This is a genomic window from Kribbella steppae (assembly GCF_004342025.1).
Lineage (GTDB): Bacteria > Actinomycetota > Actinomycetes > Propionibacteriales > Kribbellaceae > Kribbella > Kribbella steppae.
The window spans coordinates 79805-100264 of the sequence record NZ_SLWN01000018.1; the positions used below are offsets into that span (position 1 = coordinate 79805).

Annotated in this window: 16 protein-coding genes; 6 read left to right on the forward strand and 10 right to left on the reverse strand. The window is 67.4% G+C overall.

Going from position 1 to position 20460, the window contains the following annotated elements:
* Positions 1–24: 24 nt before the first annotated feature.
* The 7 genes from EV652_RS38010 to EV652_RS38040 are packed head-to-tail and all read right to left on the reverse strand — an operon-like array spanning position 25 to position 9246.
* On the reverse strand, positions 25–1548 hold the full coding sequence (locus EV652_RS38010) for an ATP-binding cassette domain-containing protein (protein WP_158441462.1): 1524 nt from the start codon (positions 1546–1548) through the stop codon (positions 25–27).
* A complete protein-coding gene (locus tag EV652_RS38015) occupies positions 1545–3242 on the reverse strand; it encodes an ABC transporter ATP-binding protein/permease (protein WP_132214725.1) in 1698 nt (565 codons plus the stop codon). The genes EV652_RS38010 and EV652_RS38015 overlap by 4 nt, the downstream gene beginning before the upstream one ends.
* On the reverse strand, positions 3232–3465 hold the full coding sequence (locus tag EV652_RS38020; protein ID WP_132214727.1) for a hypothetical protein: 234 nt from the start codon (positions 3463–3465) through the stop codon (positions 3232–3234). The genes EV652_RS38015 and EV652_RS38020 overlap by 11 nt, the downstream gene beginning before the upstream one ends.
* On the reverse strand, positions 3465–4472 hold the full coding sequence (locus EV652_RS38025; protein ID WP_132214729.1) for a cytochrome d ubiquinol oxidase subunit II: 1008 nt from the start codon (positions 4470–4472) through the stop codon (positions 3465–3467). The genes EV652_RS38020 and EV652_RS38025 overlap by 1 nt, the downstream gene beginning before the upstream one ends.
* Complete coding sequence (locus EV652_RS38030; RefSeq protein WP_132214731.1) at positions 4472–5848, reverse strand: cytochrome ubiquinol oxidase subunit I; 1377 nt, start codon at positions 5846–5848, stop codon at positions 4472–4474. The genes EV652_RS38025 and EV652_RS38030 overlap by 1 nt, the downstream gene beginning before the upstream one ends.
* Entirely contained in the window at positions 5848–7767 is a 1920-nt protein-coding gene (locus EV652_RS38035) for a transketolase (protein ID WP_132214733.1), read from the reverse strand. The genes EV652_RS38030 and EV652_RS38035 overlap by 1 nt, the downstream gene beginning before the upstream one ends.
* A gap of 9 nt (positions 7768–7776) precedes the next feature.
* Positions 7777–9246, reverse strand: a complete 1470-nt coding sequence (locus tag EV652_RS38040; RefSeq protein ID WP_132214735.1) for an MFS transporter — start codon at positions 9244–9246, stop codon at positions 7777–7779.
* A gap of 91 nt (positions 9247–9337) precedes the next feature.
* Between EV652_RS38040 and EV652_RS38045 the strand changes: the two genes are divergently transcribed.
* The 3 genes from EV652_RS38045 (at position 9338) to EV652_RS38055 (ending at position 11110) form a co-directional block, all read left to right on the forward strand.
* On the forward strand, positions 9338–9850 hold the full coding sequence (locus tag EV652_RS38045) for a MarR family winged helix-turn-helix transcriptional regulator (RefSeq protein ID WP_132214737.1): 513 nt from the start codon (positions 9338–9340) through the stop codon (positions 9848–9850).
* A gap of 243 nt (positions 9851–10093) precedes the next feature.
* Entirely contained in the window at positions 10094–10603 is a 510-nt protein-coding gene (locus EV652_RS38050; protein ID WP_158441464.1) for a pyridoxamine 5'-phosphate oxidase family protein, read from the forward strand.
* 84 nt (positions 10604–10687) lie between these two features.
* A complete protein-coding gene (locus tag EV652_RS38055; RefSeq protein WP_242002256.1) occupies positions 10688–11110 on the forward strand; it encodes a PPOX class F420-dependent oxidoreductase in 423 nt (140 codons plus the stop codon).
* Between the two features lie 64 nt (positions 11111–11174).
* Here the strand turns inward: EV652_RS38055 and EV652_RS38060 are convergent, their stop codons facing one another.
* Positions 11175–12074 carry a LysR family transcriptional regulator gene (locus EV652_RS38060; protein ID WP_132214740.1) on the reverse strand — a complete coding sequence of 300 codons (900 nt, stop codon included), beginning with the start codon at positions 12072–12074 and terminating at the stop codon, positions 11175–11177.
* Positions 12075–12241: 167 nt separating this feature from the next.
* Between EV652_RS38060 and EV652_RS38065 the strand changes: the two genes are divergently transcribed.
* Entirely contained in the window at positions 12242–13417 is a 1176-nt protein-coding gene (locus EV652_RS38065) for an MFS transporter (protein WP_206752113.1), read from the forward strand.
* Positions 13418–13466: 49 nt separating this feature from the next.
* On the opposite strand, the gene EV652_RS38070 is transcribed toward EV652_RS38065, so the two are convergent.
* Positions 13467–14519, reverse strand: coding sequence for a Gfo/Idh/MocA family protein (locus tag EV652_RS38070; protein WP_132214744.1), 1053 nt, complete (start codon positions 14517–14519; stop codon positions 13467–13469).
* Between the two features lie 581 nt (positions 14520–15100).
* Positions 15101–15940 (reverse strand): hypothetical protein, encoded by an 840-nt coding sequence (locus tag EV652_RS38075; RefSeq protein ID WP_132214746.1) that lies wholly within the window; start codon positions 15938–15940, stop codon positions 15101–15103.
* 263 nt (positions 15941–16203) lie between these two features.
* On the opposite strand from EV652_RS38075, the gene EV652_RS38085 reads away from it, so the two are divergent.
* Both EV652_RS38085 and leuS read left to right on the forward strand, forming a co-directional pair.
* A complete protein-coding gene (locus EV652_RS38085; protein WP_132214748.1) occupies positions 16204–17229 on the forward strand; it encodes an NADPH:quinone reductase in 1026 nt (341 codons plus the stop codon).
* A gap of 227 nt (positions 17230–17456) precedes the next feature.
* Positions 17457–20387: a leucine--tRNA ligase gene (gene leuS, locus EV652_RS38090; RefSeq protein WP_132214750.1), complete on the forward strand. Its 2931-nt coding sequence runs from the start codon at positions 17457–17459 to the stop codon at positions 20385–20387.
* Positions 20388–20460: the final 73 nt, after the last annotated feature.

Here is a 20460-nt window from a genome sequence, read left to right on the forward strand (position 1 = left end):
TCCGCGGATGGTGGGCAGTCGCACTCATTCGACTGACACCTTGGCCCAGTGCGGGCCGAGAGGTTGCGTATCTGCCGGCGGCTGATGCATGGCCACAACCAGGATCGCCTCTGGCAACTGGCGCCGTACGGCGTGCAGAACGTGTCCGGCGGTGTCGGTATCCAAGCCGGTCGTCGGCTCGTCGATGAGCAAGACGTCGGGTTTGGGGGCGAGGGCGCGGGCGATGTGGAGTCGGCGCTGTTCACCACCCGACAGGCTGCGCGCACCCGACCCGAGGCCGGTCTGCGGTCCCACTCCGGCGCGGTCCAGGGCCATGGCGGTGAGCAGGTCCGTGACATCGGCGTCGTTCGCGGTGGGGTTGGCCAGACGGAAGTTGTCGGCGACCGTCCCGGTGAACAGATAGTCGTCAGCCAGTACGGCGGTAACGACGGCCGGACCGGGTTGTCGCCGGAGCGCTGTGGCGATGGCGGTGACGAGTGTGGTCTTTCCGCTGCCGGACGGGCCGGTGATGACGAGGATTTCGCCGGCGGAGACGGCGAATGCGATCTCGCGTGCATCCCGCGTGGGTGACTCGGGCAGTTGGTATCCGGAGACTGCGAGGCTGCGACCGTCGTACGTCGCCCGGAAGGTCGTGGCGACCTCTGGCCGGCGGGTCTCGTCCTCGCCGACCGACGCGAGGTGGGCCTCGGCCTGGCGGGACCGGACCCACGCGCTCGCGGCCGCGACCAGACGCTCGGCGTTGGCCATGACACCGGCGGTGAGCAGACCGACGAAGACCACCGTCGCAACTGTGGCGCCGGACCGCGCACTGATCAGCACTGTGAGCAGCAGCGCGGCAGCCGACACTGCACGCGTGCCGCCCAGAGCGCGCGCGGTCGTTGCCGCGTGGCGGTTTCGTCTGCCCTCGAAGGCGGCCAGGCGTTGCAGAGTGCGATGCGCCAGCTGGTCTGTGGCGCCCAGTGACGCCATCTCGGGCCATGCCTCGACCGCGGTCACGAGTTCGGTCCGCAGCAGACCACGGGTGCGGGTCGTGTCATCCATCCGGCGTGCAGAAGCCACGGCGAGCAGGGCGCAAGCGATCACGGCTGCGGCCAACGTCAACGCCGCGAGCGGATAGCCGGCGAGGACGATGGCAACGCAGCCTCCCGCGGTCATCACCGCGGCGACGACCACGGGCGCAGCGGCCTGGATGATCGCCATGCCAGTGGTGTCCGCGTCGGCCATGACCCGGTCCAGCGACTGGCCGGACCAACCGGTGCCTTCGGATCTGGAGGCTTGGTCGTACACGGCGAGCCTGGCAGTGCCGATTCGGCGTAGTGCCGCGGCGTGCAGGACGACCCGGTTGGCATAACCGGTCGCGATCCTGCCCAGCGCGAACGCGCGCACCCCACCGCTGGGCGCGAGGTAGGAGAACGCACTGTAGGCGCCGGCTCCGGCCACAGCTGAAGCGGCGATGAACCATCCGGAGAGTCCGAGAAGCCCGACGGAGCAGGCCTCCGCGAGAACGGCCAGCAGCATCCCGAACGATGCGAGTGTCTTCGCTTTCATACCCGCGTCGCCTCCCGGACGCTGTGGACCGTCCCGTCGGTGAGACCGAACAGGAGGTCGGCGGAGCGCGTGAGAGCCGCCGAATGCGTGGCCACAATGACCGTGCGGCCCTGGGTGGCGTTGCGTAGGGCAACGATGATCTGGGACTCGGTGTCTGCGTCAAGATGCGCGGTCGGCTCGTCCAGGACCCAAAGTCCCGCATCGCTGAGGAACGCGCGGGCGATCGCGATCCGTCGTGCCTCGCCGGTCGACAGACCCCAGCCGCCCTCCCCCAGCGGCGTGTCCAGTCCGCGCGGAAGTCGTGCGACGACCTCAGCCAGCCCAGCGGCGGCGACCGCCTGCTCGATGTCCACCCGGCTGGCATCCGGTCGTCCGATCCGGATGTTGTCGCCGATCGATCCCGGGAGCAGTACCGTCTGCTGACCGATCCAGGCACAGCCGCCGAGCCACGGTGCTGACGCTCCGGTCGGGGTCAGCCACCGGACGGTCCCGTGACTCGGCGCGCGTACTCCGGCAATCAGCGACAGCAACGTGGTCTTGCCGGCGCCCGACGGTCCGGCCACGGCCGTCCACGATCCCGCATGAACGGTCAGGTTCAGTCCCTGCAGCGTCGGCTCGTCGGCCGCAGGAAAGCGGAGAGAGACGTTGTCCAAGACAACAGTTACACGTTCGCCAGAGGGCGGCACACGTTCGGCACTCGATGAAGGCTCGACCAGTAACCCTGTGATCGCCGGTACCGCCGACAATGCCCGTTCCCTGCTGTGGAAAGCGGCGGCCATGGCGCGCATCGGCTGGAAGTACATCGGGCAGATCAGAAGAGCGAGTAGTCCACGGAACAACGTCATGCCGGGCGCAGCGCCGATCCGCACGTAGCCGAGCAGCGAGAGTCCGATGTACGTCGCGTTCGCCGCGATCGAGAAGGTGATGACGACGTCCATCACCGCGCCGGACAGCGATGCCCGCCGGATGACCGCGATGGTGGTGGCGTTCAGGTCACCGGCAGCACGGGCCAGCTCGGAATGGCGTCGTCCCAGCGCACCGAGGTTCCGCAGCGTCGGCAGGCCCCGGAAGCTGTCGAGGACGACGGCGGCGAGCCTTGTGCCGGCCGCTGCCTGGGCGTCGGCGCCCTCCTTGGCGAACAGGCCCGCAAGCCGCATGTTCAGCGGGATGAGCAAGCTCGCCAGCAGCAGGATCACGGCGGCGGGCCACTGCACTATCGCGGTAATAGCGAGGATCAGCGCCATTGACACGGGAGCAGACCGTCGCTGGGGAAGGCTCTGCGCATGGAAGTCGGCGATGTCATCGGCGAACTCCACCGTTGCGAGCGCGGCCGTCGCGGGGTCCGGCTCTGTGTGCCGTTGCCCGGCCGGTAGCAGTCCGGCCACCAGGCGCCGCCGAATGGCGTGAGCGATTCGTTGGCGCCCGACCGCCTGGAACCGCGCCGAACTCCAGGCAGCTCCGGCCGCGAGGAGACCACCGCCGAACAGGACGGCCAATCCCAGCCGGCTCGGCCGATCGCCGGCGAGAACATCGCCCGCGATCAATGCCAAACCAGCCCACTGAACGATGGTGAACGCCGTCTCCAGCGCCTGGCAGCCGGCGGCACTGAGCAGCCACCGACGTCCCGGCGTCGCGGCTGCGGCAAGCCACTCCCGCGCCTCCACAGTCGCCGTCCCGGCCTGGTCAGTCGTCATCGTGCATCCGGTGCTCGTCGATGATCCACGCGATCCCGCCGGTGAGGGCAATGAGGAGCATGCCCACGATGCTGAGCAGATGGCCGTGATTCTTGGGATAGCCGGAGAACATTCCTTGGCAGACGCAGTAGAGCAACCAGGCGACGACGACTCCGACAACCGTCAGCACCGTCCGAGTGAGCATTCGGCGCACTGGGTGACCGACCTGGGTTCGAGCGCTCATCAGGCGCCTCCTGTCGTTCCGTTCGAGAGATGGTTGGCCGGGGCCTTGCCTCTGAAGGCGTGGTGGGCGAACCAGTTGTAGAAGAGGATCAGTGGCACGTTGAGACCGATCCCGACCGCGAGAAACGCCAGCGTGCCGGGCGGAGCAGCTGTGTTCGCAAGCGTCAGTTCCGGCGAGGCCAGCACCGGATAGCGGGCCACCACCAGGGCAATGACAAGGGCCACGACGGTGGTGACCAGGCCCGCGAGCGGGAGGCCGTCGTACGGCGAAGTCGGGCGCAAGGTCATCACGCTCATCACCGCGCCGGCCACGGCAAACAGCAGGACTCCGGTGAAGGCGATGACCCTCGCCGGACCGTGCAGGCTCAATGGCGTGGCGGTCGCACTCACGGCGATGAGGCACCCGACCGCAAGCAGCGACGCCAGGACTGCGCTGATTGCGCCGCCGTGCCCAGCTCGGGCACGGAGTTCACCGGTCGCCTTCCACTTGGTGTAGGCGTACCCCAGTGCCAGGTAGCCACAGGTGACGGTCACGGCCGACAGCGCGGAGAACCAACTGATCGCGCCGAAGGGCGAACCGGAGAATGCCCCGTCCGCCACGGTCAGGTGCGCTGTCAGGGTCGCAACGGCGATGCCCTGAGCAAGCGCCGCGATCAGCGAGGCGATGCCGAACGCTCGTTCCCAGCGGGGCGCGGGATGAGCCTGTGAGGCCATCTCCACACTGACGCCGCGAACGATCAGCGCGAACAGCATGACGATCACCGGCAGATAGGCGTGCGGGAGGACCGTGCCGAAGGCTGCCGGGAAGCCGGCCCACAGGCTGACCCCGAGCAGCACCAGCCAGGTCTCGTTGCCGTCCCAGGCCTGTGCGACCTGCTCGAGCATCTCGTGCCGATGGTTCGCGTCCGGTTCGATCAAGGAGGCGATGCCGATTCCCAGGTCGTAGCCGTCCAGTACGACGTACATCAGCAGACACAGCAGGATGACCAGGAACCAGATCGTGGCCATCAGTTCGCCCTCCCGCCGGCCAGACTCGCCGTTGGCACTGAGTCGAGGGCCGGGTGTCGTTCGTCGGGGCCGACCTGGTCAGGGCCGATCCGCACGGTGTGCACGATGTAGGCGATGTACGCGACCAGCATCACGACGTAGAGCAACGAGAAGCCCACCACAGAGAACACGAGCTCGCCGGGTGCCAGGTGCGAGAGCGCGTCCGCGGTGCGCAGTTGACCGAACACGACCCACGGCTGACGACCCGTCTCGGCGGTGGCCCAGCCGCCCAGGATCGCGAGGATGCCCACGGGTGTCGTCCAGAGCAGGAATCGGTGGAAGCGTCTTGAGGTCCACAGTTTTCGGCGCAGACGCAGGATCGTCGCGTAGAAGACGGTGCCGAACATCAGCAGCGCGGCCAGGAACATGACCCGGAACCCCCAGAAGACCGCGGCCATGTCCGGTCGATCGGCCTTCGGCGTCAGCTCGAGCCCGGGGATTGCCGTCTGACAGGTGAGGTCCCGGTTGATCGCGCTGCCCAGGCACGGGATGTTCAGTTCCACGAGGTTGCGCTCGGCCTGCTGGTCGGGGATCGCGAAGAGAACGAAGCCGGTGTTGCCTTCGGTCCAGTTGCCTTCCAGGGCTTCCAGCTTGGACAACTGGTGCGGCAGCACCGCGCCTGCCGTGTGGTCACCGACGAAGATCTGGACCGGGACCAACATCGCCGCGATCCCCAGTGCGATGGACACGGACCGGCGGGCGAACGGCAACGCCCGTCCCTTGACCAGGTAGTACGCGCCGATGCCGGCCACGAAGAAGGCGGCGGAGATCAGGACGGCGAGCACCATGTGCGGCCACCGCCAGACGAACGACGGGTTGAAGATCGTGTGCACCCAGTCGGTCGGCTCGAACCGCCCGTTCCGGACGACGAACCCGGCCGGCGTCTGCATCCAGGAGTTGGCGGCGATGATCCAGGTGGAGGACAGGACCGTGCCGAGCGACACCATCACCGTCGAGGCGAACATCGTGCCGTGCCTGACCCGGCCGTCGCCGTACAACAGGACACCGATGAACCCGGCTTCGACGAAGAACGCGGTGACGACTTCCATCCCGATGATCGGGCCGATGATCGGACCGGTCTTGGCCGCGTAGACGCCCCAGTTCAGTCCCAGCTCGAAAGTGATGACGATGCCGGCCACGACGCCGATCGCGAATCCGACCGCGAAGACGCGCCGCCAGAACCGGAACATCTGCAGATACACCGCCTTGCGGGTCTTCCAGTACATCCCGTAGAGGACGCTCAGCAGGATCGACAGCCCGACCGTGATGGCCGGGAACGTCATGTGGAACATCACGGTGATGACGAACTGCCACCGCGACAGGTCGAGCAGGCTCATCAGGACTCCTCGGGTACGACCGGCGGCAGGTGCCGGCGGGATCCGACGAGGTTGCGCGCGGCAACGACTATGTGGTCGGCATCGAGGCCGGCCCAGCTGAGCAGCTCGGCGGCGGACCCGGAACCCGGCTGCTCGCGTACGGCGAGGTGGGCGATCGACAGGTTGCTCTGTCCGGCGGCCAGCAACGCATCGGTCACAGCGGAGCACAACCCGCCCTCCGGGTGGTGGTCCTCGGCGACAACGATCCGCCCCGACGTCGCGGTCGCCGCCCTGGTGAGGGTGACGGTGTCGATCGGCTTGACCGAGTAGCAGTCGATGACGCGGGCTTGGATGCCGTGCTCCAGCAGTACGTCGGCCGCCTGGAGGCAACCGTGCACGGTGACCCCGGCGCCGATGAGAGTGACGTCGTCGTGGTCGCTGGATCGAAGTACTTTGGCGCCGCCGATCGGGAACGTCTCGCCGTCGGGGTACAGCACCGGGTACGCGCCGCGAGTAGTGCGCAGATAGCTGATGCCCTGCCTGGTCGCCAATGCGTCGACTAGAGCTACAGTGCTCGTCGCGTCGCAGGGATAGAGCACGGTCGAACCGTGGACAGCGCGGAACATGGCGATGTCCTCCAAGGCCATCTGGGACGGCCCATCAGCGCCGATCTCGACGCCGGCGTGCGAGCCGACCAGCCGCACATCGACGCCCGAGACGGCACCCATCCGGATGAAGTCGTACGCCCGAGTCAGGAACGCCGCGAAGGTCGAGGCGAACGGGCGATAGCCCCGCACGGCCAAGCCGGTCGCAGCCGCCACCAACTGCTGCTCCGCGATGAACATCTCGAAGAAGCGATCGGGGTGGGCGTGCGCGAAGTCCGCGGCGTAGGTGGAGTTGCCCACTTCCGCGTCCAGCACGACGACGCGCGGGTCGCGGGCGCCGAGCGCGATGAGTGCGTCGCCGTACGCCTTGCGAGTGGCCACGATCGTTCCGACGCCGTACCGGGGTCGTGGTGCGGTTGCAGTCTGACTCGCCGGCTGCGGCGCCGGCATCGGGCCCGGGAGCGGCCCACGCAGCGCGAGGCCACGGATTCCGCCCAACTCGGCGATCGCGCGTTCGGCCATGTCGGGCGGGAACGGCTTCCCGTGCCAGTCGGGGCTGTCCTCGACCTCGGAGAAGCCGCGGCCTTTCACGGTCCTGGCGAGGATCACCGTGGGCTGCTCCCCCACCGTCATCTCGACTGTGGTCAAGGCGTCATCGATGGCAGCCAGGTCGTGGCCGTCGATGACGAGGACGCGGGCACCGAAGGCCTCGGCCCGCCGTGCGTATGCGTCGAGGTTCCAGCCGAGGGCGGTCGGGCCTCGCTGACCGAGACGATTGACATCGACGATGGCGGTGAGATTGGACAGCCCGTAGTACGCGGCTTTGTCCAACGCCTCCCAGATGGAGCCTTCGGCGACTTCACTGTCACCGCACAGCACCCAGACCCGGTACGACAGCCGATCGAGGTACTTGCCGGCCAAGGCGATACCGACGCCGTCAGGCAGGCCCTGTCCGAGTGAGCCAGTAGCCACGTCGACCCAGGGCAGGGCCGGAGTGGGATGTCCCTGCAGCCGTTGACCGAATCGACGATAGCCGGTCATCAGCTCGTCCTCGCCGACCACGCCCACGGCTTTGAACACCGAGTACAGCAACGGCGAAGCATGCCCCTTGGAGAAGATCAGATGGTCGTTGCCCAAGGCATGCGGTTCGTCCCAGTCGTAGCGCAGATGCCGGGTGACGAGTACGGCGAGCAAGTCGGCCGCGGACATGCTCGAGCTCGGATGGCCCGAGCCTGCCGCCGTACTGGAGCGGATCGAGTCGATCCGCAGCTGGGCGGCCAGCTCGGCCGCGGTGTCCAGACCGATCTTCGGTGCGAGGTGGAAGGTGGTTGTCATGGTGACCTCTCAGGCGTCGATCACAGGTGCGTCGGCAGCGGCCCTGGTGAACCGCGGCAATGCGGCGGCGCCGACCGCGAGCAGGGCGATGATGACCAGCTGCACGTACTCGACGGTGGCGAACGCATGGGGAGTGTTGTGCTCCGCGCGAGCGATGTAGAGCGTGCCGAGGGTGGCCACCCCGAGCGCGAGACCGCTTTGCTGGAGTGTGATCAGTACGCCGCTGCCGACCCCGCCGAGATGAGTCGGTACGTCGGCCAGCACACTGCGGAACAAGCCGGCGAACAGCATCGACTGCCCGGCACCGGCCAGCGCGAGCGGGACCGCCATGTCCCACAGGCGGACGTGCGGCCAGCGGTCGACCACGACGGCGACCAGTGAGGCGAGACCGGCAAGCTGGATGACCGCGCCAACCGACAGCGCGGCCCGCCCGAAGCGGCTGATTGCCTTCGGCGCGAACAGTGAACCAAGGAAGAACAACAACGCCATCGGCAGGATCGCCAGGCCGCCGTGCAGTGCGTCCTCGTGCAGGCCGTCCTGGACGGTCAGGGCGAAGACGAACATGAATGCGCCGAAGCCGATGCTGAACGCGAACACCATCACCAGACCACGCGACATCGACGGCAGCTTGAGCAGCGACGGTGGCAGCAGCGGGATCTGGCCACGCTGCTCCGCGCGCCGCTCCACCACGGCAGTTGCGATCCCGAGGAGGACCGCGAGGCCGATCATTGCCCACGTCCACCATGGCCAACCCAGTGAATGTCCTTCGGTGAGCGGCACCAGGACGGCGGTCAGCGTCGCAGCGAACAACACGGTGCCGGGCAGGTCGACCCCTACCGGGTGATCGGAACGAGTGTTGGGCACGATGCGGGCTGCGACGACGAGCACCACCAGGCCGATCGGCACATTGACCAGGAAGATCGGCCGCCACGACGCCCCGGCGATGTCCGCGCTGACCAGCAGTCCGCCGACGAGTTGCCCGACCACGGCCGCGATGCCGGACGTGGCGCCGTACAAGGCAAGAGCCCGCGCCTTGCGCTCGTGCTCGAGGGTGTGATGGAAGGTCGCAAGCACCTGCGGGACCAGCAACGCAGCGGTCGCGCCTTGCACGATGCGGGCAGCGATCAGTACGCCGACGGTCGGCGCGAAACCGCACACCGCCGAAGCCACGATGAAGCCGACGAGTGCGCCGAGGAAGATCCGGTGACGGCCGAAGCGGTCGCCGAGCCGGCCGCCGAGGACCAGGAGGGCGGCGTACGCGACGCCATAGCCGGCGATGATCAGCTCGAGTTCGGAGGCCGACGCGTGCAGCGAGGCGTCGATGCTCGGCAGAGCGACGTTGGTGATGAAGAAGTCCATGATCGGCAGGAACGCGCCAGCGAGCAGGAAGAACACACCCGCCGGGTGCAGCCCGCCGGACAGCGCAACCGCGCGCGGCGACGGATGCGCGGCCCGCCGGGCGGAGAGAGTGACGGCCATTGCTGCTCCAACTAACTATGAGTCGATAACTATCTGACGAGAATTAGTATGTCCTCATAACTATGGACAGGCAATCAACTATGCTGGCGATGTGACGAAGAACCCATCGCGACGACCAAGCCGCCGGGACCGCAGGTCAGCCGGCGAGGACAGCTGGGCCGACCTCGCCGACCTGGCGTTGGTCATCAGCAGGGAACTGCAGTACCGCGGCTACACCGACGCGGAGGCGGTCGGTTTGACTCAGTCCGAAGGCATGGTGATGCGCTACCTGCTCAAGGACGAGTCAGCAGCTGCGCCCAGCCAGATCGCGGCCGCCACCGGACTCCAGCGCACCAACCTGTCCACGACTCTGCGCGGCCTGGAGCACAAAGGCCTGATCCAGCGGCAGGCCAACCCGGCCGACGGCCGCGGCGTCACCGTCAGCCCGACAGAACACGGCCGAGCCAACTACGCCCTGGCCAGGCACGAGTGGGCGACCGCCGTCGGCGAGGCCGCGGGCCACGACGACACGCATCTCGACGCCACCCTCACGCTGCTCACCGCCGTCAGGGACGGCCTGGTCAACGCACGCCCCCAGTCCCCGTCCCGTCACCCACCGGCCTAAACAGCGCACGGCAACAACCCCGCGCCTCCAGGCGAACACGGACATCCCCGCGGAGGCCGACGCGCTGCACCCCGGGCTTGTTGGGCTGCTCGACGTCAGCCACGAGCCATTGCATTGCCCGGGGCGATCGATTTGATCGGAAACCATCGTTTTTCTCAATGCGCTGACGAACCTAGTGTCATTGATATGACGAACGTACGGCACGGTCAGGCTGGCCACCCGCGGCGGACTAAGGAGCGGAACATGGCAGAGTTGGAACCGGCTCCCGAGCAACTGTCCAGCCCTCGCGGCACACCCCTGACAGCGCTCAGCTGGGCGGACGTGCAGACGCGCGTGGCCGAGGCGGAGGACTTCCTGCTCGCAACTACCGACCCGGATGGGCGGCCGCACGTGGTGCCGGTGCTGGGCGTATCGCTCGAAGGAACGGTCTGTTTCGTCACCTTCCGGAATGCCCGCAAGGCCCGCAACCTCGTGCGGAACAACGGTTGCGCGGTCACAGTGCCCGGTCATGACGTCGACTTTGTTCTCGAAGGCGCCGCCCATCTCATTCGGAACGCAGCCCGACTGCAGAAGGTTGCGGACCTGTTTCCGGCCAAGTATCCGTGGTGGCATCCGTTCGTCAGAGCTGGCGAGTTCTACGATCCGGCCGACACCGCCCTCAACGATCCTCGGCACGTCTACGCGGTTGAGCCGGCACAGGTGTTCGCATTCGGTAAGGAGACGGGGTTCAGCGCCACCCGCTGGCGCTTCTAGATGCTCCGACCGCACGTGACCTCGCACCCCGTACCGGCCGACGACTGGTGGGAATCGCACGATCGAACGAAGGGGAACACACCAATGACAACAATGACCGCCAGCGAATGGCGATCCTTCGTCACAGCGGGAACAAGGCTTGCCCACATCGCCCTCACCCGCGCCGACGGGCGACCCCATGTCACCCCGGTCTGCTTCATCCTCGACGGCGATGAACTCGCCTTCGCCCTATCGCCCGGGAGCATCAAAGGCAAGAGCCTGGCCCGTGACCAGCGCATCGCAGTCTGCGTCAGCGATGAGCGGCAGCCCTACAGCTTCGTGACCATCGAAGGACATGCACGAACCTCTGCCGAGCCAGACCAGATCAAACACGTCGCCGCGGGTATCGCCGGCCGCTACTACCCCGCTCAACCCGCAGAGGAATTCGCTGAATCATTCGTACAGGAAGGCTTCACCGCAGTTCGCATCAGCATCACCAACGTCGTCGCCCGATCCGGCCTCGGCTGACACCTCCCCTACCGGAGCCATGGGTGGCAGGCGCCTACAACTTGTTGGCCCGCCACGAGAAGCCTCAACTGCTCGTCAGGTCGGCTGAAACCTCGGCAGCGATCTCGGTGGCGATCTCGATCGCTCGCACGGCCAGTGGGGACTGGGAAGATCCGGCCGGCCAGTGGAGATAGATCCCGCGAGTCGGCGCCGGGCGTAGTTCGTGGATGGCGAGCCGGTCGTCGGACCGGGCCTCGGCTCCCTGAAGGGCGAGCCGCGGCAGCACCGCCCACCCCAGTCCGGCTCGCACCATCGACAGAATCGTTTCGTTGCCCGGGGAGCGGAAGACGATCCGCGGTCGTGCACCAGCATCGGCGAGGGCCCGGTCCATCCACGCCTGGTCGCAGGTTGGATGGCAGCCCACCATTGGTCGGTCATCGAGGTGCTTCAGTGCGACCGGGCCGTCAGGAAAGTCGCCGGGTCTGGCCACCAGCAGGTAGGGATCATCGATCAGTTTGACGTGCTCGAGGTCGCCGTCGATTCGTCGGTCGTAGAACAACAGGTCCAGGTCGCCGATCGGCGGATCCGCCGGCACCTCGGACAGCCTGATCTCGCAGGCGGGGTGCTCGTCACGCAATCGCCGTACCACCGAGGGCAGGATCACGCTCGACACGCTCTGGAACGTGCCGATGTCGATCCGGCCATCGCCGGCCTTGAAGCGCTCAACGGCATCGGCCAGTGCCTCGGCCCTCGCCAGCAGTTCGCGTCCCTGCTCGAGGACCACGGCGCCGAGCGGTGTGATCCGTACCGGCCTCGGACCGCCCGGCCGCTCGAACAGCGCGCCGCCGACGGACTTCTCCAACGCGGCGATCTGCTGACTGATCGTCGATTGCGTGTAGCCGAGCCGCGTGCCCGCGCGCCCGAACGTGCCCTCCTCGACGATGGCAGCCATCGTCGCCAGGTGCCGCAGTTCCACGTCGACCATGAACTCAAGTATAGGTGAAAGCGATCGACGCGATCACAAACAATCGCTTTTCACGATGCGAATGCGATCCTAACGTCAGAAACATGACAACCAACGGCACACCGGCAGCTGTCACGCCGGCTATCGAGTCCCGACCGCCTCGGGCACGGTCGAGGCATTCGAGCCTGGTGCGCGCGCTCACGGCAACTCACTTCGTGGCTCGGGCCGGTGGGATGGCGCGATCGTTCCTGGTGCTCTATCTGACTCAGGAGGTCGGACTCTCGCCGACGACGGCCGGGGCGGTCATCGCAGCGGTCGGCGTCGGAGACATCGGCTCGCAGTTGTTGGGCGGCTGGCTGGGCGACCGGATCGGCCGGCGCAATGCCATGTTGGTCGGGTTCCTGGGCACAGCCGTCGCACTGATCGCGCTCGGCTCGGCGAAAACGTTGCCGGCGATCTGTGCGGCTGCCGTCGGGGTCGGGCTGATGGCGGAACTGTTCCGCCCGGTGGGATCGGCTGCCGTGGCCGACCTGCCCGCGCAGGAGCGGCTCCCTGCCTACGGTCTGCTCTTCTGGGCGGCCAATCTCGGCTTCACCGTCTCGACGGTGGCCGCTGGGGTTCTGGTCCGACAGGGATACGGCATCCTGTTCTGGATCAATGCGGCGGCCTCGGTCCTGGCGGCGCTGATTGTCTGGCGACATGTCCCCGAGACCCGTCCGCCGACGAGGAAGGCGACCCGGCGGGCGCTGCTACCGGTCCTGCGGCTCGATCCGTTGATGCTCGCGATGGTGGCGATCCACGTCGTCTACTTCACGATGTTCCTTCAGTCGTTCTCGACGCTCCCTCTTGTCATGGCCGGCGACGGCCACGGTCCTGGGGCCTACAGTGCGGTGCTCGCCCTGAACGGCATCGCGATCGTCGTCGTCCAGCCGATTGCGGTACGGCTGCTCGACGGCCGAGACACTGCCTCGGTTCTGGCGGCTTCCATGCTGTTGGTCGGCGTCGGTGGCGGACTCAGCGCCGCGGTGCACAGCGGCGCCGCCTATGCCGGGTCGATCATCGTGTGGACCCTCGGCCAGATCGGCGTTTCCGTCCTGTTCGGCGCCACCTTCGCCGGCCTTGCGCCGGCCGACCTACGCGGCCGATACATGGGGGTCGCGTCCACCACCTGGAGCCTGGGCGCCGTACTGGGGCCGCTGCTCGGCACCGCGCTGCTCGACCACGCAGGGCGAACCGCGCTGTGGACGGCATGCTTGGCGACCGGACTGTTGCTGTTCGCCGCGCAGCGGGCTGTCGCCCCGGCACTGCGCCGCCGAACCTCGGTCCCGGCGTACGACGTCAATCCCAACCGGCCGCCCTCCTGATCCACGGAGCCCCCCCCGAGTCGCCCGACTCCTGAACCATTGCACTAGATCATCGCGCCGCTCCGCGGACAGACGCCTGCTGCTGGGCCGTCAAGGCCAGGCGCATGGTTTCGAAGGTGTGCTCCTGCGGCGCGGCCGAGGTGGTTCGTTCCCGTACGTCGCGAACGAGGTCGGAGTAGTACGTGGTCTTGACCTGTGAGCAGTCGATGTACTGCGTACCTTCCTGATTGACCAGGAAGAGGTGGTCGCCACCGTCCCGGCCCGCGATGTCGACGTACTTGCGGAGCTCGATGTAGCCGTCGGTGCCGAGGATCATCAGGCGGCCGTCGCCCCAGGTCGGCAGACCGTCTGGCGTGTACCAGTCGACCCGGATGTAACCCTGGGCGTTGTCGCTGCGCAGCAGAATCTCACCGAAATCCTCCAGGCCAGGCTCATCGGGGTTGGCGAAGTTCCCCACCGTGCTGGTCACGACCTCGGCGGTCCGTGCACCGGTGAACCAGAGAAACTGGTCGATCTGGTGGGAGGCGAGGTCGGTGAGGATGCCGCCGTACCGGTTCTTGTCGTAGAACCAGTCCGGCCGGCCGGCTCCACCGCCGAGGTGACCGCGGTCCCCGACGCGGTGCGGCCCGATCCCGAGGGTCTGCACCACGGTCCCGATCCGGCCCTCGCGGACCAGTTCACCGGCCTTGATCACGCTGGGCACCTCGAACCGCTCGGAGAACGTCACCGACCAGAACCGCCCGCTCTGGCCGACCGCCTTCTCGATCTCCTCCAGCTGATCAAAACTGACACAGCCGGGCTTGTCGGTCACGACGTCCTTGCCGGCCCGCAAGGCCGCGACGGCGATCGGCCCCCGTCGATCCGGTACGGCGGCGGTCACGATCAAGTCGATCCCGTCCCGACCGATCAGGTCGTCCGGACTCTCGACCACCGGAACCTCCGGATACCGCTCCCGGACCCGGGTCGCGATCGCGGCCGACGGATCGTCGGTTGACATCCCGACGAACTCCGCACCGGCCCCGACGAGGCCCGCGATCTGACCGAAGATATGCGCGTGATCAAGCCCGACGGCGGCGAACCTGACAGCGTGGGTGGAAGTCACCCGTACTCCTCCCAACTCGGCAACATTTCGACTGCCTCAGCCTATGCAGCCCGGCAAACGCTTGCCAACATCCAGCGAGTCGCTCACGTCTAGCGGTGTCAGCGTGATGGCTGTTCGGGAAGGCCCCCACGAGGGCCATCTCTCAACGCTCAGAGGTCGAGGCTGATGCGTGGAGGGTTAAGGTGCGTGTCCCCCCTCGGATGCTGAAACAGTTGTTGCATCTCCTGCAGGCGGCACAGTGTGCCGCCTGTTGTGTTTCTGGTGAACGTTGCCACCGGCAACCGGAGAGCTGGCAACACATCATCCTCTACACCAGCAACAGGGAGGCCCGGGCAAGAGTTCTCGATCCTCCTCACGCACGCTTCATCGCCGGCGACGCGAACACCCAGCAGCGAGAGCACTGAGGTCCAATGGGTCGAATCCGCTCGGTGGCCGACCTCACAATGGATCGCTCGATGACGCGGCGCATCGCCAACTACCTCGAGCGCCCCTCAACCCCCTACTTCGACTGACCCCGAGTGCCCACATCGATCGGCTCGCCATCAGTGCCGCGTCTCGAAGTCCCCTGTCTGGGGGTGGGATCAACTTGAATGTATCTCGCGGGCAAAGAGGATCGAGTTCTCCTCGATCGGACTCGAAGTCTCGCCTGTCCGCCGATGCGACACAACACATTCGAACCCTCGGGAGTATCTCCTGCCGTAGTCGGACAACTCCTTCACCGCGGTGACCGCTAAATGTCCGGCCGCTATGCATCCGTGTCCATAAGCTCCGGCGACGATGACGACAACTTTCCCGCTTTGATAAGGGCTAGGCGCTTTGACAATGATTCCGTAGTCTTGCAGGTGACTGTTGTCATACTTCGTGCTGTAGTGTATTCCGTGCCGCAGATCCTCGACGACATTTCGATCATGCTCGCCTCTCGAGATCACCAGCTCGCAGCGAAGTCGTGTGAGCAAGTCTTTCGTGACGACGTTGACGTCCGGACCGCCGACCACGATGAGATTGTCCAACCTGTGCTCGCCCAGTTCATGGTCCGATCGGACGGGTAGCGTCGCCCGCAGTCCGACTCTTGCAAGCCCTGCCTGGATTCGGACGATCGCCTCATGGTCACCCTTCCCCATCAGCCCCGACGCTTCCTGCTCGCCGACATAGCGCTCGAGGTCGGGAAGCAGGCTGAGGGCAACATCTCGGTGGCGTGGAGATACCGAGTCAGGGAAGCTCTCGCAAAGTAACCTCGGGCTCAAGATTCCCTCAACGATGCACGAAGGCTCCGTGAGAAAGGGCGCCCACATCGCGCGGACATCCTTCGAACTGGTGCGCTTTCGGATCAGACGCCATCCCGTTGCCAAGCCACCTCCGATCGCCGCAGCGATCAGGTTCTCGGCTATTCCCCCGACTCCGTCCAAGATGAACCTCTTCATTATCCGGCGAGCGCCTGGCCAGGTTTCGAGAATAGTCTGACGTGGAGCAGGCGACGCTGGCAATGGCGGAACGATGGCGCAGCCGTCCGTTCCTAGGCTCCCGTAGCATCCGCTGTCCGTGGAGAACGCGTACGGCGATCCGCGGTTGCTGCACGACCTCGCCGTACCGGGCGCGGCGTTCGCCCATCGGCTCTCGTCTACGACGCGATCTCACAGGGCACCGCGCGAGCGCAGTCTGAGGGCGTATGCGGCTACAAAGGAGTATGAGAGCAATCAGGTACGTGCGAAGCGGCGATCCGTCTGTGCTCGAGTTGGTGGATCTGCCGATCCCTGACCCGGGGTACGGCGAGGTGCGTGTCCGCGTGGTGGTGTCCGGCGTGAATCCGACCGACTGGAAGTCACGCAGTGGCACATTCGGCGGAGCGCCGGCGGAGGCAACGACTCCGAACCACGACGGCGCCGGAGTCGTCGATGCGGTCGGCGGCGGTGTGAACGGCCTCAGCGTGGGCGACCGCGTCTGGGTCACCCTGGCCGGCGACGGACGACCGGCGGGCGGCACCGCGCAGGACTACACCGTCGTACCCGCTGAACGCGTCTTCCCACTGCCAGTCGGCGCGGACTTCGAGCTGGGCGCCGCCATCGGGATCCCGGCGATCACCGCCCACCGAGCACTGACGGTCGGCGAGGACGGCCCAGCCCGGTTGACGCCGAATGCACTGGCCGGCCGAAAGATTCTGGTCGCAGGTGGCGCGGGTGCCGTGGGGAACGCGGCGATCCAACTCGCTCGGTGGGCGGGTGCGGAAGTCATCACGACCGTCAGCCAGGAGGCGAAGGCGCGGCTGGCGACGGCCGCCGGGGCACACCACGTGATCAACTACCGGCAGTCGGACCCGGCCGAGGCGATCAGGCGTATCGCTGCCGATGGCGTCGACCTCGTGGTCGAAGTCGCGGCGGGCGCCAACGCACAGCTCGACCTGGCCGTCCTCCGCCCGCGCGGGACGATCTCGATCTACGCGAACGACGGCGGCTCCCCGGTCGAGCTGGAGGTTGGGCGAAACATGGGCCTCAACGCGCGCTACCAGTTCGTCCTGCTGTACACGGTCGGCTGGGACCGGATCACGGCCGCGGCCGCAGACATCAACCAGGCGATCGAGGATGGCGCCCTCCGTGTCGGCGAGCAGGCCGGCCTCCCGCTCCACCGCTACTCGCTCGAAGACACAGCGGCCGCGCATGCCGCCGTGGAGAGCGGCATGGTCGGAAAAGTCCTGATCGCCGTCAATCCCACCTGAATCACCTCCCGCCCGCGGTCGTCGAGCGTGAACTCGTCGGGGGCGACTGGGCACCGTTGGCGAGGCGGTTCGTGCTCGGTTGTGCGCGCTACCATCGACGGGTGAGCATCCGCCGCCTCCTTACCGGGCCGCGCTGACAGATTCCGGTCAGTGCGGCGAGCCCTCGTGGAGCAGTTCAGACTACGGGGGCTCTTTTCGTGTCCGGGGCCGACCATGGAGCGACCACGATGGGCGAAGTAGTCGACGGGACCACGGAGACACCGACGGCGGGTGTCCCTTCGCACCGCTACACCGCGGCGTTGGCCAGGCGGATCGAGACCGCCTGGCAGGAGCGGTGGGAGCGGGAGGGCACATTCCATGCCTCCAACCCGACCGGCCCACTGTCCGACGGCTTCGACGAGGTCGCCGGCCGGCCGCGCCGCTACGTGCTGGACATGTTCCCGTACCCGAGCGGCGAGGGGCTGCACGTCGGCCACCCGTTGGGATACATCGGTACCGACGTCTATGCCCGCTACCTGCGGATGTCCGGGGCCAACGTGCTGCACACGATGGGCTTCGACGCGTTCGGCCTGCCCGCCGAGCAGTACGCGGTGGAGACCGGGCAACACCCCCGAGACACCACCGAGGCCAACATCCGGACCTACCGGCGGCAACTGCGCCGACTGGGCCTGGGCCACGACCTGCGCCGCAGCGTTGCCACCACGGACGTCGACTTCTACCGCTGGACCCAATGGATCTTCCTGCGGATCTTCGACGCCTGGTACGACCCGGCCGCGAGAAAGGCCCGCCCGGTCGCCGAGCTCTGGGCCGACTTGGACGCCCGGGCCCGGGAGCCGGCCGAGGGGACCAACCCGTTCGGCCGGCCGTGGCCCGAGCTGTCCACAGTGGAGCGCCGGCAGGTGGTGGACGCACACCGGCTGGCGTACCGATCGGATGCGGTCGTCAACTGGTGCCCAGGCCTCGGCACCGTGCTGGCCAACGAGGAGGTCACCCCCGACGGCCGTAGCGAGCGCGGAAACTTCCAGGTCTACCGGCGGCCGCTGACTCAGTGGATGCTGCGGATCACCGCGTTCGCGGACCGGCTGATCGACGACCTGGACTCCGTCGACTGGCCGGAGTCGGTGGCCCAGATGCAGCGCAACTGGATCGGCCGGTCCGCCGGAGCTCGGGTCCGCTTCGGCTCGCCCGGTGGCGACGTCGAGGTCTTCACTACCCGACCGGACACACTGTTCGGCGCCACCTACCTGGTTCTGGCCCCGGAGCACCCGCTGGTGGACGAGGTAACGGCCGACCGGTGGCCGGACGGCGTACATCCGGAATGGACCGGGGGCGCAGCGACGCCGGGCAGGGCCGTGGCCGAGTACCGTAAGGCAGCCTCGCAGCGCTCAGAACTGGAGCGGCAGACCGAGGGCCGAGACAAGACCGGCGTCTTCACCGGGTCAACTGCGCTGAACCCGGTCAACGGAGAGCAGGTGCCGATCTTCGTCGCCGACTACGTGCTGATGGGGTACGGCAGCGGCGCGATCATGGCGGTGCCCGCACACGATCAGCGGGACCTGGAGTTCGCGCAGAAGTTCCATCTACCCGTCGTCAAGGTGGTCGAGCCGCCAGCCGAGTGGGACGAGCGGCACCGGATCGGCCGGGACACCCCGCCCGCCGAGTGGCCGGAGGCGTACGCCGGCGACGGCGTCCTGGTCGCCTCTGCGAACTCCGACGTCTCCCTGAACGGACTGGGCAAGGAGGAGGCGATCGCCCGGATCACAGCCTGGCTGCAGGTGCAGGGCCGGGGCGAGGCGGCGATCACGTACAAGCTGCGGGACTGGCTGTTCAGCCGACAGCGGTACTGGGGCGAGCCGTTCCCGATCGTGTACGACGAGCACGGGCTGCCGGTACCGCTACCCGAGTCGATGCTGCCGGTCGAACTGCCTGAGATGACGGACTTCTCGCCGCGTACGTACGACGGCCCGGACGCGGCCGACTCAGAGCCGGAGCCGCCGCTGTCCCGGCTGGCGGACTGGGTCGAGGTCGAGCTGGATCTGGGCGACGGGCTGAAGAAGTACCACCGCGAGACCAACACGATGCCGCAGTGGGCCGGTTCCTGCTGGTACGAGATCCGCTACCTGGACCCGGCCAACCGCGACCGCTTCGTCGACCCGGAGGTCGAGCGGTACTGGATGGGGCCGAACGCCGACAACCCGACCGGCGGCGTCGACCTGTACGTCGGCGGCGTCGAGCACGCCGTACTGCACCTGCTGTACGCGCGCTTCTGGCAGAAGGTGCTGTACGACCTGGGGCACGTGTCGGCGTCCGAGCCGTTCGCCCGGCTGTTCAACCAGGGCTACATCCAGGCCGCCGCGTACGCCGACGAGCGCGGCTTCTACGTGCCGGCGGCGCAGGTCACCGAGGTCGACGGCAGCTTCAGCTACGAGGGCCGGCCGGTCACCCGCGAGTTCGGCAAGATGGGGAAGAGCCTGAAGAACTCCGTCGCCCCGGATGAGATGTACGCCGAGTACGGCGCGGACACGCTGCGGCTGTACGAGATGTTCACTGGGCCGCTGGAGCAGTCCCGGCCGTGGGACAACAAGGCGGTCATCGGTGTCTACCGGCTACTCCAGCGGGTCTGGCGCAACGTCGTCGACGAGGAGACCGGTTCGCCGCGGGTCTCTTCGGACCCGGCCGACGAGGAGACCCGGCGGCAGCTGCACCGGACCATCGCGGCCGTGCGCGAGGGCATGGAGACGCTGCGCTTCAACACCGCGATCGCCCGCATCACCGAGCTGAACAACCACCTGACCACGCGATGGGGTGCGGCCGGAGGAGCACCGCGGGAGGTCGTCGAGCCACTGCTGCTGATGCTGGCCCCTCTTGCGCCGCACGTCGCCGAGGAGCTGTGGTCGCGGCTGGGGCATGCAGGGTCGCTGGCGTGGGAGACCTTCCCGGTCGCCGACCCGACCCTGCTGACGACTGAGACGGTGGAGATCGCGGTGCAGGTGAACGGCAAGGTGCGGGCGACGACCGTGCTGCCTGCCGACGCCGACAGGGCGAGCACCGTGGCGCTGGTGCTGGCCGACGCTCAGGTGGTCCGCGTGCTGGCCGACGCCCAGGTCCAGCGGGTGATCGTGGTGCCCGGGCGGCTCGTCAACATCGTCACCGGGTAACCGCGGCCGGCCCCAAAATGGCTGGTGGTAATCGCGAGACAGCGAATCGAAACAACCCGAGAGCGGCTCGTGC

Bases quoted from the DNA above. Each gene is read 5' to 3' on its own strand.
- EV652_RS38010 (WP_158441462.1), bottom strand. From the start codon at position 1,548: ATGAAAGCGAAGACACTCGCATCGTTCGGGATGCTGCTGGCCGTTCTC.
- EV652_RS38015 (WP_132214725.1), bottom strand. From the start codon at position 3,242: ATGACGACTGACCAGGCCGGGACGGCGACTGTGGAGGCGCGGGAGTGG.
- EV652_RS38020 (WP_132214727.1), bottom strand. From the start codon at position 3,465: ATGAGCGCTCGAACCCAGGTCGGTCACCCAGTGCGCCGAATGCTCACT.
- EV652_RS38025 (WP_132214729.1), bottom strand. From the start codon at position 4,472: ATGGCCACGATCTGGTTCCTGGTCATCCTGCTGTGTCTGCTGATGTAC.
- EV652_RS38030 (WP_132214731.1), bottom strand. From the start codon at position 5,848: ATGAGCCTGCTCGACCTGTCGCGGTGGCAGTTCGTCATCACCGTGATG.
- EV652_RS38035 (WP_132214733.1), bottom strand. From the start codon at position 7,767: ATGACAACCACCTTCCACCTCGCACCGAAGATCGGTCTGGACACCGCG.
- EV652_RS38040 (WP_132214735.1), bottom strand. From the start codon at position 9,246: ATGGCCGTCACTCTCTCCGCCCGGCGGGCCGCGCATCCGTCGCCGCGC.
- EV652_RS38050 (WP_158441464.1), top strand. From the start codon at position 10,094: ATGGCAGAGTTGGAACCGGCTCCCGAGCAACTGTCCAGCCCTCGCGGC.
- EV652_RS38055 (WP_242002256.1), top strand. From the start codon at position 10,688: ATGACAACAATGACCGCCAGCGAATGGCGATCCTTCGTCACAGCGGGA.
- EV652_RS38060 (WP_132214740.1), bottom strand. From the start codon at position 12,074: ATGGTCGACGTGGAACTGCGGCACCTGGCGACGATGGCTGCCATCGTC.
- EV652_RS38075 (WP_132214746.1), bottom strand. From the start codon at position 15,940: ATGAAGAGGTTCATCTTGGACGGAGTCGGGGGAATAGCCGAGAACCTG.
- EV652_RS38085 (WP_132214748.1), top strand. From the start codon at position 16,204: ATGAGAGCAATCAGGTACGTGCGAAGCGGCGATCCGTCTGTGCTCGAG.
- leuS (WP_132214750.1), top strand. From the start codon at position 17,457: ATGGGCGAAGTAGTCGACGGGACCACGGAGACACCGACGGCGGGTGTC.